8 protein-coding genes are annotated in these 13,162 nt (G+C 55.3%); 3 read left to right on the top strand and 5 right to left on the bottom strand.

Features of this window, described 5'->3' with window-relative positions:
• Positions 1-8: 8 nt before the first annotated feature.
• From Fuma_RS05035 to Fuma_RS05025, 3 genes are all read right to left on the bottom strand, one after another.
• Entirely contained in the window at positions 9-1,595 is a 1,587-nt protein-coding gene (locus Fuma_RS05035) for a calcineurin-like phosphoesterase C-terminal domain-containing protein (RefSeq protein WP_077023180.1), read from the bottom strand.
• 114 nt (positions 1,596-1,709) lie between these two features.
• Complete coding sequence (locus Fuma_RS05030; RefSeq protein ID WP_077023179.1) at positions 1,710-2,930, bottom strand: iron-containing alcohol dehydrogenase; 1,221 nt, start codon at positions 2,928-2,930, stop codon at positions 1,710-1,712.
• Positions 2,931-3,123: 193 nt separating this feature from the next.
• Entirely contained in the window at positions 3,124-5,223 is a 2,100-nt protein-coding gene (locus Fuma_RS05025; protein WP_077023178.1) for an APC family permease, read from the bottom strand.
• Positions 5,224-5,509: 286 nt separating this feature from the next.
• On the opposite strand from Fuma_RS05025, the gene Fuma_RS05020 reads away from it, so the two are divergent.
• Together Fuma_RS05020 and Fuma_RS05015 are read left to right on the top strand one after the other, a co-directional pair.
• Entirely contained in the window at positions 5,510-6,967 is a 1,458-nt protein-coding gene (locus Fuma_RS05020) for a hypothetical protein (protein WP_145943997.1), read from the top strand.
• Between the two features lie 310 nt (positions 6,968-7,277).
• A complete protein-coding gene (locus Fuma_RS05015; RefSeq protein ID WP_077023176.1) occupies positions 7,278-9,335 on the top strand; it encodes an alkaline phosphatase D family protein in 2,058 nt (685 codons plus the stop codon).
• 87 nt (positions 9,336-9,422) lie between these two features.
• On the opposite strand, the gene Fuma_RS36745 is transcribed toward Fuma_RS05015, so the two are convergent.
• Positions 9,423-9,884: a pentapeptide repeat-containing protein gene (locus Fuma_RS36745; RefSeq protein ID WP_077023175.1), complete on the bottom strand. Its 462-nt coding sequence runs from the start codon at positions 9,882-9,884 to the stop codon at positions 9,423-9,425.
• 509 nt (positions 9,885-10,393) lie between these two features.
• On the opposite strand from Fuma_RS36745, the gene Fuma_RS05005 reads away from it, so the two are divergent.
• A complete protein-coding gene (locus Fuma_RS05005) occupies positions 10,394-12,556 on the top strand; it encodes a Tex family protein (RefSeq protein WP_077028110.1) in 2,163 nt (720 codons plus the stop codon).
• A gap of 63 nt (positions 12,557-12,619) precedes the next feature.
• On the opposite strand, the gene Fuma_RS05000 is transcribed toward Fuma_RS05005, so the two are convergent.
• The gene (locus Fuma_RS05000) at positions 12,620-13,045 is read right to left on the bottom strand and encodes an Hsp20/alpha crystallin family protein (protein WP_083732537.1); all 426 of its coding nucleotides are present in this window, start codon (positions 13,043-13,045) and stop codon (positions 12,620-12,622) included.
• Positions 13,046-13,162 lie beyond the last annotated feature (117 nt).

Below are 13,162 nucleotides of genomic sequence, written 5' to 3'. Positions count from 1 at the left end.
CGGCGAAACTACTTCACTCGAAAAATCCGTTCGCCTGTCAGCACCTGACCATTGGGATTGGTGCAGCGAACTTCGATCGCATAAGTGCCCGCTTTCAGGTTCGTCGGCACTTTGGCGGTCCACAAGTGAGGGCTGGGCATGGGTTTCGGGAGCTCACGCCAAGGGACGGAGCCTGTTTTTGCCTTGATCGCTTTTTCTTCTTCATGTCGCTTCAGGAACAGCGGATCCGCCTCCACCGTTTTTGTCATCGGCAGCCACTGCTCGCCGGTTTGCAGCTTCCATTCCACTTTGGCTTCCGGCATGGCGTTGAAGACGTTGGCGAAGAATGATCCCGGTACTTCCCGGTCGGCCGCATATTCTTCATCCGCCATCACACGAACCTGGTAATCCGGCAGCCGACGAGCAGCTCGATATTCCAGTTCGTATTTGTCGCCGTCAAAATGCATGACGGTGTAACCGTTAGGCGTGCCGTCCGCACACATGGTGTGAGGAATGTCATTTTCGTCAGGGCGTCCGGACCACCAGGAGCCGCACACGGTCACGTTAATAATGTGGTGATGTGGCTGAGGCTTCTTCCAGCCGGATTCTTCGCCGATCATCACATGTTCGTGATGGTGAGTATGTCCGGAAAGCGAAATGCAGTGGTCTCGCGTTTCCAGAATACGAAACAGGCGATCGCGTTTCGGTTCCAGCCACGGTGTCGACTTCACCAATGGTATGTGCATCATCGCCACCACCAACTGGTCCTGCGGGACGGTCTTCAGATCGTTTTCGATGAAGTCCAGTTGAGCGTCGCTTAAGCCGGATCGATAGAACTTGCGTTTTCCGTCCGTCATCCAGTGAACGTCGTCCACCACCACAAAGTGAACGCCACCGTAGTTGAACGAGTAATAAGCCGGCCCGTAAACCCGTTCGTAGGTCTCGTCGCTGAGTTCGTCTTTGTCGGTTGCAAAGTTGATGTCGTGATTTCCGATCACGTTGTACCACGGAATCCCAATCTTGCCGATCGTACGATTGAAGCTGTCAAACAAATTCAGATCGTTAAACAGAATATCACCCAGCGTCACGCCAAAGGCGGCGTCGAAACCAATCAGCGGCTCAACGACATCATGAGCGATATAGTCAATTTCCTGCTGATTACGTGGTTGAGGATCGCCAAAGAACAAAACATCAAACGCTGTTGGTTCGTCCTGTTTATGCAGTGGAAAGTTGATCGTCTGAGGCAGTGGCCCGGTGGGCTCAACACCCGGAAACTTCAAATCCTTCGGCGAACCGTTGGGCTTATGAATGTAGTAGAACCGTGAAATGTGGTCCTGATCCGTGGGGACTCGGTACCCAGTCGGTTTGACCACAAAAACGATTGTATCATCGCCGACAGCGATCTGATACTTGCCCTCTTCGTCTGTAGCAACAAGTTCACGCCCATTAGACACAAACACACCGGCTTTCGTTTCTTCGCCGTCATCGAATTTGCCGTTGCTGTTGGCATCGACGAAGACTGTCCCTGAAGCCTGTTGCTGAGCGACCAGACTTTGCGGAGCCAACGAAAAGATGACACCGACAGTGACCGAGGTAAGTAAAAAATGGCGGTACATGGATACAGACCCGAAAGAAGATCAGAGGAAGGAAGCTTGGCAGCGTCGTGGTCTGCCAAGGCGTAGGCTGGTGTTGTAATCAGGTGAGGCCGCCATGCCTGAAGGGGCTTCGCTTTACATCGCGTTGCGATAGACCTGCTGAAACGCATCAATAGTCATAGGGCGGGGGTTGAAGTTTGCCGTCCATTGCCGACTCGCTTCAGTGGCCAGGGTCGTCAGCATATCGTTGCTGATTTCCTGTTCAATGGCGTCGGACAGCTTTGTCGGCATGTCTGACACTCGCAACAAATCCTGGATTCCTGAAGCGAGTGATTCTGCCGCATCAGATGGCGTATCTGCGGGCCCGGCCCAACCGGCGGCAATTGCGAGATCGTGGTAGAGTGCCCCGACTTCAGGTGCATTCCAGCGGATGATATGCGGCAGCATAATGCCAACGGCAACGCCGTGAACCGTATTGAAATGTGCGGAAAGCGGATTGGCCGTTGCATGAGCCGATCCCAACATACTGTTTTCAATGGCGGCACCCGCCAGGTGAGCTCCCAACAACATGTTACCGCGAGCTTCGATGTCACTCGGTGAGTTCATTACCTGAGAATAAGACTTTGACAGCAGCTGCCATGCCTGACGTGAGAACATCTGCGACACAGGATTGCGTTTGGATGTCACGTAGCTTTCGATGGCGTGCGTCATCGCATCAATGCCGGTGGCGGAGGCGACCGAACGCGGCATGGTGATGGTCAGTTCCGGGTCGAGAATTGCAACTTTGCAGGCCGCTTTATGATCGCCGCACGGCATCTTCATATGCGTGGCAGCGTCGGCAATGACGGCAAACGATTGAGCTTCGCTACCGGTGCCGGACGTTGTCGGCACCGCGATCATCGGCAGCATCGTTTTTGTGGCTTTTCCGACTCCGTGGTAGTCCTGCATGCGACCGCCGTTAGTCAGCAGGAAGTTGGCTCCTTTGCCGCAGTCCATACTGCTGCCGCCACCGAGCCCCACAATCAAACTCACATTTCGCTCGGCCGCGAACGCGACACACCGATCAACATCATCCGTCGTGGGATTCGGCGATACATTGTCGAACACGGCCACTGACAGACCAGCCGCTTCCAGCGACGCGACTGCCGTTGCGCTGTGGCCTGCGGCCGTCAGGCCAGGGTCTGTGACCAGCAGAACGCCATTCCGGCCGGAATCCGGATCAACGAAATTGCTCGCGAGATCGCCCAGCTTCGCAAACGCCCCGGCTCCAAAAACAACTCGCGTCCGTGGAGTATAGTCGAAAGACGGGTGGCCGGATTGCACGGCGCTAACAGCTGTTTCTGTGGCTGAACTCATAACCGGCTTGAATAAATTTCCGAACCGGTGGCGGCACGGTAAGACAGGAGGACGGGATACAGCAGGCGAGGCTCAACAGTCTACCGCGCACAAGTTCGGTCGACAACAGTCCACTAAAAGGCCGTCCAACCGCTCACAATCGCGGCGAGCCGGCGAAGAACGGCGGAATTTTTGCCACGCCGTCAGTTGCTCGTCAGATAATCAGCCGGACGCCGCCGAGTTCCGCGAGGTCATACGGCAAACGGCCGCCTGGTGACCCAATGAACATCAGGTTCTTGGGAATTTTCCATTCGTCGGACAGCTTTTGAATTAACTGCGGACTGAACTTCCCTTCCAAATTCACGAACTCGACATCGATCTCCGGATACGCTTTGTCCAGGAATTCCAGTTCCTTCGCCAGATTTTCGGGAAGGTGGACTTTGTCATTGGTCACCGTCACGATCTTCAGCCGGTTTGTGTGCTCATTCTGGCGAACGTACAGCAGTGCGTTATTCAGGTTGGCGATGTTGTCGCCACGAGTAAAGAACACGATTTGCTGAGCGTTAATTTCATCGATCTTCTCACGCACCCAGCGAGCCAGGCGGGTCATGGGGCCAACGATACTCGCGGTCAGACTGCGGAGCATCGACAGGAAGCCCTTCAGCAGCGTGATGCGTGCCAACATAACGATGATGCCCAGCATCGCCGGCACAAAGTACTGCAGAAATGTAAACACATAATCGCTGTCGATAAGCGCGTTACCGATCAACGCCGCCAGCACCGCACCGATGGCGACGAGCACAGAAACCCAGCGAGCCTGAGCGGGCCGCGGCAGGTTGCCTCGCTTAATTTTTAACAGGACATTGCCAAGCCCAAACAAAGCCATCACAGACAGGAACGAGATGGTGTAGATGCCGGCCAGCTTTTTGATTTGCGCATTTTCGCCAGCCATCTTTAGCTTTTCGTCCAGATCTTCCCGAGAGAGCGTCGGCAACTTCGATCGATCGTCCTTCGAAAGCAACATGAACAGCCGTCGACTTTCATCGGAAAAACTATCTTCATGCATCGACAGCACCGCTCGATTGACTGAGCGGCGTACAAGGTCGGGCGATGTTTCGTCGGTGGGGGGCGGGGCTTGAGCCATGGCATCGCCGATGGACTTCGCAGTGCCATCGGGCACGCCATTGTGGGTGATAAACAGCACGGACACGCACAACAAAAAGAACGCCACGATAATGCGGTGAGTTGTGCCGCGTCGGTTGGTTTTTAACAGAAACTGCGGCAGGCAGCGGTCGAGCGTCATGCGATGGACGAGTCCCGTGACACCAACAAAGCTGGTCAGCACCGCACCACTCAAAACCAAAGCCGCGTCAACAGAAATCAAAATCCTTAGCCAGTCACCACCAACCACCTGGCCCATGTGCGCCAGCAGAGCCGTTTGGTTCTTGTCGACTTCAACCATGCTCAGCACGGTCAAAGCCAACAGCGCCATCAACGGATTGAAGAAAGACACCGCAATCCACATGTTGCGAAGTGTCTTCGGGAAGACGCCATCCTTCTGCTCTTCCACAAAGTTGGACGAACTTTCGAAGCCGGAAATGCCCAGCATGGAGACCGAAAAGCCGAAGAACAACGCCAGCCACAGCGAACCGGATTCGCTGGATTCTTCGTCGCTGGAAATATCAGCAAACTCGTCATTGGTTCCTGGTGCGGCCGGTAGCGGTTCCGCAAAGTTCTGCCGCGCCGTCGCCAGGCCGCCGTCGTCGTGATCGCCGCCATTGGAAAAGACGAACACAATCCCGACAACCAGCAGCAGTGTGAGCGTGACCAAATGAGTAATAAAAATTCCGATCGCAACCACAGCCGATTCTGTGATTCCAATGATTGTCAGAACCATAAAAAAAGCCAGCAGCGCGATGGTGCCTATCATCACATCCAGGCCGTGCCACAGATTGTGGACGTAGTGCATCCCTTCCAGCGCAGAAATAACGGCTGTCGCCATGTAAGACAAAACCGTCAAACACGCTGCGACTGAAGCGGCTCGCTTGCTGGTCGTGTTCAGCAACGCGTTGTAAGCCCCGCCGTTCAACGGCAGCGCACCGACAACTTCGGCGTAGATTTTGCGGAACAGAAACAGCACCCCCGCCACCATCAGCAGGGAGATCGGGGCGAGCTTTCCGGCGTACACGATGGCCAGAGCCGACACGTACAAACACGAAGACGTGATGTCGTTGCCACAAATGGCTGTTGAGGCGAGTTCTCCCAATCGCGTGTGATGTTCGATGGGCGGCGCATCCAAAGTCGATTCGGCCACAATTCACAAACCTCTTACAGCAAAATATAAAACGCCGGCGGGACACAGACTTCTCGTTGGCGGGAAGGAGATTACTTAGATTCTTCAGGAATAACAACAGCCAGCATTTCGCTGGCGACGGCACCGAAATGCGAAACCGCCGCGGGTCTGCGCGCGATACCTCGAAGCCGGTCTTGAGCAGATCACGAGGAACGCGGCAATCCCCCTCAAACCCAAAACCTGCAGTAACGCGATTGAATCTGCCGCGCCCCGTCGACGACGACGCCGCTCACTCGCTGGGTTGACCATGAGTGTACAACCGCCGACGATGCTGGATGCTTCCTCAGACGCCCCCATCCGCCGGATCACTTTCATGAAGGTTAGTCGACACACGCTGCCCATTATTTTGTTTCTCATCGCAAATTTTGCGACGTTGGTCTGGTCGCCCGCCTGTGCCGCGGAACTGAAGGTCGCTGTGTTCAGCACTGACGTCACGCCGCCTTTGGGTGATGGCATCGGCATTGGGTTTGTGAAGCAGTTTGTCGAAGTTGAGCAACCGCTGCTGGCCAAAGGATTCGTACTAAAAAGCGACAGCGGTACGTTTGTGATCTGCGCGATTGATTATTGCGGCTTGTGCAATGATTCCTACGAACTCTTCCGCAACAAAATCGCAGCCGCCGCGAACACCACGCCTCAAAACGTGGCAGTGCAATCGCTGCATCAACACACGGCCCCCGTCCTGGACGCCAACGCACGACGGATTCTGTATCGCGACCAACGTGACCAAATCGACCGCCGCGCGGAGTTTGAAACGCTGACGGCCGAAAAAATTGCCCGCGCGGTGAGTGACGCCACATCGAACTTTCGGTCGTTGACGCATGTGGGTACGTCGAAGGCCAAAGTCGATCGCGTTGCTTCGTCACGACGACTCAGGCAGCCCGATGGTTCTGTCGTGGCACGGATGAGCAGCACGACAGACGCCGGTTTACAGTCGGCGCCCGAAGGCACGATTGATCCCTGGCTGCGTTCTGTCGCACTGTATGAAAACGAACAAGAAATTGCTCATCTGAGTTACTACGCGACGCACCCGCAAACAAGTTCCGGCGGTAACATCACACCGGACGTGCCCGGGATTGCTCGAGAACGATTGCAGAAGGAAACTGGCGTCTTCCAGATCTACTTCACCGGATGTGGCGGCGACATCGCAATGGGAAAGTACAACTCCGGCACGACAGAAGACCGCGAAGCTCTTGCAAATCGCCTGTATGCAGCGATGGAAGCCTCAGTAAAAACCTTCAAACGCCAAGCCGTAAACGGCGCACGTTGGCAGACGAAGGTACTTCATTTCCCACTCACCGCTGGCCCGAACTTTGCCGCGACCACACACGAATCGATCCTCAACAGCAACGCGTCATCCAGTGCAAAGCTAAAAGCCGCGATGAATCTGGCGTGGATCCAACGCATTAGGGCACAGCAGGATGTCGAAGCCAGTTGCCTGACGATCGGCGATGTATGTTTGGTGCATCTGCCTGGCGAAGTTTTCGTCGACTATCAGCTGTCCGCTCAACAATTGCGCAGCAATGCTTTCGTAGCTGTTGCGGCCTACGGAGACTGCGGAATGTGGTACATCGGCCCGGACCAGATCTACAAGGACAAAGGCGGCTATGAACAGAAGTGGTCGTTCGGTGGCTGCGTAGAAGGCCAATTGAAGTTGGTGCTGACCGAATTGCTTTCTGCAGCCGAACCGAAACTGCAGGCCGAGTAATCTTCGCTCATCACGCTGACTCTGAAAGCGGTCACATCAATCTGAATGTTTGATTAAGAATGGCAGAATCACGTAGGCTCACGTGTTGACGCCGAGACAGATCTAGAGAACGATCCCGCCAAGTTACCTGCCACTTCTCAATGGCTTTGATGAACAACGCGGTCAAAACTGGTAAGTCTAGATTGCGGCGTCCATTGGCCAGCCGGGCATCCTCAAGAATGTGCAGAAGCGAAAATCGTGCCTCGCTTCTGTATTATCAATGCCGTCCTGTTTTCCTTATGCCTAAAACGAGAATCCTGAAACCACTGCTATGGCGAAACAATTCCTCGGTTTATCGATCGTCTTTCTGCTTTCATCCGGAACTCAACTGCACGCAGAGGACACGGTCGGTCCTTATGTTGGTACTTTGAAAACCACGGAAGCCTACCTTCTTTACCGGCCGGGAAATATTGCGGCCGAACTGCGTTTGACTGTTAACGATGAACAAGGAAAGAAAGTCGCCGCCGTTGAAAGCCGCAGCGAAGCTGAGCATGACTTCGTCGCGAAGTTTCATGTCGCGGGACTCAATCCCGGCACCACTTACCGATACCAGATCGAAAACATAAAAGACGGTAACGCAACCCTTGTTGCTGGTGGCACGCCTGATTTCCATTTCACAACTGTGCCAACGGAACGCGGCGGTCAGGTGTTGAACGTCGCTTTCATTTCCTGTGTCAACGACGCCACAGATCCAGTTTGGCAGGAGATGGCCAATCATGATCTCGATCTGCTTTGCTTCGGTGGCGACACGCCGTACGCCGACACCGGCGACCTTGTGGACCTGCGAAACAAACATCGCCACCTGCTTCAGCGTCCGCCACTTGCGGCGTTGGGTAAAAACGTTTCACTTCTCGGAACCTGGGACGATCACGACTTCGGCAAGAACAACGGCAACGGCAAAAGTGCCGCCGCGTTGAAAGACAACACTCGCCGATCGTTTGTGGAATACCGCGTTCAGGATCAATACGGAACCGGAGACGCAGGCATCTACCAGAAAACAGATCGAGGCGCGATGGAGGTGTTCCTGCTCGATGCTCGGTGGTATTCGCAAACCGGCCCGTCACCTGTCAGCCCCGATCAATCGACGTGTTTTGGCAACGACCAATGGCAGTGGTTGTTGGAAAGCCTCCGCAAGTCCAAGGCACCGTTCAAAGTCCTGTTGCAGGGACAAATCTGGCAGGACAAAAAGAACCGCGAAACCGACGACATGTACACCTACTACGCCGAACGCGATGCGCTGCTGGACTTCATCAAGAATGAACGCATTCCCGGTGTCGTGTTGGTCGGTGGTGACATCCATGTTTCTCGCTATCTGATGCACGCCCAACGTGTGGGCTACGACCTGCACGATTTCATCATTTCACCTGGCCACACCAGCACCATTCCTTCGCTGAATGTGTACCACCAGGATCTTGAGTGGTCACGAGTCGAACCGAATCAGTTTCTGAAGATGACGGCCGATACCACCAAAGAACCGCCCGTACTGACCGTCAAGTTCCTGGACAAAGATGGCCAGGAGAACCTCACGAAGACCATCACCTACGACCAACTCACACCTCAGCCTGAAACCGGCATTGCCAAAGCTTTGCGAGCCTATTGGAGTTTCGACGGCAACACAAAAAACAACTCACGACTGGGCGATCGCCTTGATGGAGAACTCAACGGCGGCGCTGAAGTGAGCAAAGAAAATGGCGTGCGCGGCGGCGCGTTGCAGCTAAGTCGGGCTGACAGCCAACACCTAACTGTGCCGCGTTCGATGCTTGATGACAACGCCAGCGTCTATACGGTTTCCAGTTTGATCAAACCAGCGTCGCTTCCCGCCCATGGCAGCACAGACCGCTCCTTCGTCATGGAAAGCAACGTCAACAATCACTGCGACCTGCCTTATGCCTCCAACACTGGTCTTCCGATCTCGATTGGATTCAGAGCGTGTGAAGACGCCGACAGAATCAACCTTCAGCTCTACACGGAGACGCTTGTTCCGCAACCTGTCGGCTCAGAGCGTCCGCCGGGCACAAAGGTGCAGGGCGGCTTCGACCACCTGATGCACCGTTCACAACTTTCAGATTGGACCCACGTCGCGGTCACATTCGATTCGTCACAGCTGCAGCTGTTTGTAAACGGCAAGCTCGCGGGAACTCACAAGCTTCCGATCAGCGCACCGATCGCTGAAACGGGCGGTCTGGTCATCGGCGGCCACCGCGCTGGCACAGGCCGAAACTTCGACGGCATGATCGATGAAGTCGCGATCTGGAACCGCGTCCTGGCCGAATCCGAAATTGCCGCGATCTACAGCAACGGTACACCACCGGCCGTGCGTGAAAACTAACCCGCATAACTCGAAAGCAGGTAACGGTGGTGTGGTCCGTGTTCGCAGTGTTCGTTAAAAAAAATGGAATGAGCTCGCGATACGGACCTACTGCGGCGGTGGCGAACGCTGCCAACCTTGAATTCCGGGCGAAAAACCAGGCGGGAAGATTGTCTCGGAGCTGAAGGCAGGCGGTACGGAGAAATAGCAGGACTCAAGTGAATTCCGATTAATGCCTGTCAGGTCCGCACCAGAAAAGTCAGCTCCGCTGATGTCGCACCCCTGGAAAGATCCGTGAAGTGTTGAGTCACGAAGTACGGCATTCTGAAACGAAGCGAGTTGAAAATTACCTTCCAGACTTGTACCGCTTAGATCAGCGCTATCGAAGGACGCCACTTGAAATGAAGCTCCTCCTCCGATTAATTGCGCGTTCTTGATTGATGAGTTGTCAAAGCAGGCGAGCTGGAATGATCCTGCGCCTGCTTCGAGTGTCGATTGATCGAGTTCTGCTGACGAAAAGTTCGCTCGTTGGAAAGCGTTTCCGGGCCGTTGAAGCACCACACCTCGCATTTTCGCATTCTTAAAATCCTCGCCGGACAACTCCTTACCCGTCCCGTCGAGTAGGCGACTCCGGAGACGCTCGCCTAGTGTGCGGTTGAACTTTTGTGCGACAGTTGCGTTGTGTCGTCTGTAAGCGAAGCTCAGCCACGTGGCTGCCGCAACAAATACTACAAGGCATAGCAGGCCGCAGAGCAAGTCACGTTTCCGCATTTGTCCCCACTTTCGACGTACAAAACGATATCACCTGCAACAAAGACGTGCCAAAAGAAATCTCTGAATCATTGTCACCCTGAGGGCCAACATTATCAACGCTGGTTTCATGAGCAACCGTTGCGTTGGCCCCCTTCAGAACGCAGGGCCACTTTCTGTGAACGTAAGACTCTGCCGAAACAAAGATTCAGTTCGAAGCACGTGGTTAAGGATTGTTCGGTCATTTTGCCGTCTGGCCACGTGACGATCCAGAAGCTAAATTCCGTCCATCGTCCGGAAAGTCGCCAGCACATTATCAGACTCAATTCATGACCGAGCTATTCGATCTCAGCAAAATCGTTGCCGCCATCGCGGCGGAGTTGAACGTATCCGTGGAACAGGTCCACAGCGCCGTCCAACTGTTGGAAGACGGCAACACGCTGCCTTTCATCGCTCGGTACCGCAAGGAAGCGACGCGAGGGCTGGATGAGCTTCAACTGCGCAAGATTCAGGACGCACTGGCGAAGGCTCATGAACTGGCCGACCGCCGCAAGACCATACTGAAAACGATCGAAGAATCCGGGCAGCTCACGCCCGCGCTGAAGCAGCAGATTCTGGATTGCGACGACAAACAGCGGCTGGAAGACATTTACCTTCCCTTCAAACCCAAACGCAAAACACGAGCCTCCGCCGCGCGTGAAAAAGGCTTGCAGCCGTTGGCAGATTTGCTGTTGGCTCAACGACGCCTCAACGAACCGGTCGGACAACTCCTTCAGCGTTTCGTCTCCGCCGACAAGGGTGTCACCAACGCGGACGAAGCACTCGCCGGCGCGTGCGACATCGTGGCCGAAGTGTGGTCAGAAAAACCAGATTTGCGACAGTGGATGCACGAACGAGCGGCGCGGGGACGAATGACGTCGACCGTAAAACGCGGCAAAAAAGAAGCGGGGGGAAGTTTCGAAACCTACTTCGATCACAACGAACGAATCGACCGCATGCCGTCGCACCGTTTTCTGGCCATGAAACGAGGCGAATCGGAAGGCGTGCTGCGACTTGCGATCGAACTGGACGAAGACTACGTGCTGCCCAGATTGCAGAGCCGACTGATTCAGAATACCAACTTCGAATTCGCGGATGCACTGCAGAACACAGTCGTTGATTGCTACAAGCGACTGCTGCAACCCGCTGCGGAGTCGGCCATGCTGCAGCAGTTGAAAGCGAAGGCCGATGAAGAAGCGATTGCGGTTTTCGCGAGCAACGTGCGAGAACTGTTGCTGGCCGCTCCGGCGGGGCCTCATGTAACGATCGGAATCGACCCCGGCTTCCGCACCGGCTGCAAAGTGGCCGTCGTTGACCGCACAGGCCGGTTCCTGGAAAACGCCACCATCTTTCCAACCCCGCCGCGCAGTGACACGGCCGGTGCCGCCAGCACGCTGCTGTCGCTGATCCAAAAGTACGACGCCACCATGATCGCGATTGGCAACGGCACGGCATCGCGAGAAACCGATGCGTTTGTGGCTGGGGTGTTGAAGGATAACGACCTGCAGATCACAAAAGTCGTCGTCAGCGAAGCCGGTGCGTCTGTGTACTCGGCCAGCGAACTGGCGGCCAAAGAGTTCCCGGATCTCGACCTGACTGTCCGAGGCGCCATCAGTATCGCTCACCGGTTGCAGGACCCGCTGGCGGAATTGGTGAAGATCGATCCAAAGGCCGTTGGCGTCGGACAGTACCAGCACGACGTCAATCAAAACCAGTTGCAACGGTCGCTGGATCGCGAAGTCGAATCGTGCGTTAGTTCTGTCGGCGTGGACGTCAACATGGCGAGCGCGCCGCTGTTGTCATACGTTCCGGGAATCGGTCCGGCCGTGGCGAAGAATATCGTCAAACGCCGCGACGAAAGCGGCGCGTTTCGCAGTCGATCTGAATTGCTGAAGGTTCCAAAACTAGGTGCGAAAGCCTTCGAACAGTGCGCTGGCTTTCTGCGAATTCGTGATGGCAAAGAACCGCTCGATAATTCGGCCGTGCACCCGGAAAGCTATCCGGTTGTCGCAGACATGGCTCGCAAGCTAAACGTCACCGCGTCCGATCTGGTGGGCAACGCGACACTGGTCAGCCAGCTTCAGGCGGACCAGTCACTAAAGGACACACTGGGGCAGTTCACGGTGAAGGATCTGCTGACAGAACTCGCTCGCCCCGGCCGCGACCCGCGAGCGGAATTCAAAGCCGTGAGCTTTGCAGAGGGCGTGGAAGAAATCAGCGACCTGGCGATCGGGATGAAGCTGGAAGGCGTTGTCACAAACGTGACTCACTTCGGAGCCTTCGTCGACATCGGCGTGCATCAGGACGGCTTAATCCACATTTCGCAACTGGCCGACCACTTCGTCAAAGATCCGGCTCAGGAAGTCAGCGTGGGCGACATCGTCCACGTGACCGTAATGGAGATCGACGCGCCGCGAAAACGAATTAGCTTGTCAAGAAAACGAGATGCGTGACAGGCAGACTGCACAGCCACGGAGCTTGGTCCGCCCCCGGTGACGCAGGTCCGACCAAAATCGTTAGTCGGCAGAGACTTCGATGCGGCGCGGTTCGGTGCGTTTTGCGCGAGGCAGCTCGACACGTAAAACACCGTTGTTCAGGCGAGCCGTGATTCGGTCGTGGTCAACTTCGTCACTTAAGATGAACGACCGCAGATAGTCGCCGATCTTGTATTCCTGATGCACGACTTCCGCGTCGTTTACCTCGGTGGGCTTTCGCGTGACTCGCCCAAACAATGCCAGTCGGTTGTCCTGCACTTGCAGATCGAGGCCGTCGGCGGACACGCCGGGCAAGTCGGCGTAAAGCACCAGCCCGTCCGTCGTTTCGTAGATATCGATTGGTGGGTTGAATAGTAGTCGAGGGACCGAGGGTTCATTAGGCATCTGCGCACGAGCCGTCTGTGGATTGTCGTCGTGACTTCGAGATACATTTTGCGATTCGTTCATCGGTGTGCTCCGACAGATCGGTGTGCTCGACGGGCAAGTCGAAAAAAACGGCGACAGCGAATCTCGCTGACTTGTGGCCGGGGAACAAGCTTTTCGGACGATGATGGCTGTTTCCCG

It is taken from the genome of Fuerstiella marisgermanici, assembly GCF_001983935.1.
Classification (GTDB): Bacteria; Planctomycetota; Planctomycetia; order Planctomycetales; family Planctomycetaceae; genus Fuerstiella; species Fuerstiella marisgermanici.
This window is presented reverse-complemented; position numbering and strand designations above follow the sequence as displayed.

Excerpts from the sequence above, each read along its gene's own strand:
- Fuma_RS05035 (WP_077023180.1), bottom strand. The coding sequence starts at position 1,595 with ATGTACCGCCATTTTTTACTTACCTCGGTCACTGTCGGTGTCATCTTT.
- Fuma_RS05005 (WP_077028110.1), top strand. The coding sequence starts at position 10,394 with ATGACCGAGCTATTCGATCTCAGCAAAATCGTTGCCGCCATCGCGGCG.
- Fuma_RS05015 (WP_077023176.1), top strand. The coding sequence starts at position 7,278 with ATGGCGAAACAATTCCTCGGTTTATCGATCGTCTTTCTGCTTTCATCC.
- Fuma_RS05000 (WP_083732537.1), bottom strand. The coding sequence starts at position 13,045 with ATGAACGAATCGCAAAATGTATCTCGAAGTCACGACGACAATCCACAG.
- Fuma_RS36745 (WP_077023175.1), bottom strand. The coding sequence starts at position 9,884 with ATGCGAGGTGTGGTGCTTCAACGGCCCGGAAACGCTTTCCAACGAGCG.
- Fuma_RS05030 (WP_077023179.1), bottom strand. The coding sequence starts at position 2,930 with ATGAGTTCAGCCACAGAAACAGCTGTTAGCGCCGTGCAATCCGGCCAC.
- Fuma_RS05020 (WP_145943997.1), top strand. The coding sequence starts at position 5,510 with ATGAGTGTACAACCGCCGACGATGCTGGATGCTTCCTCAGACGCCCCC.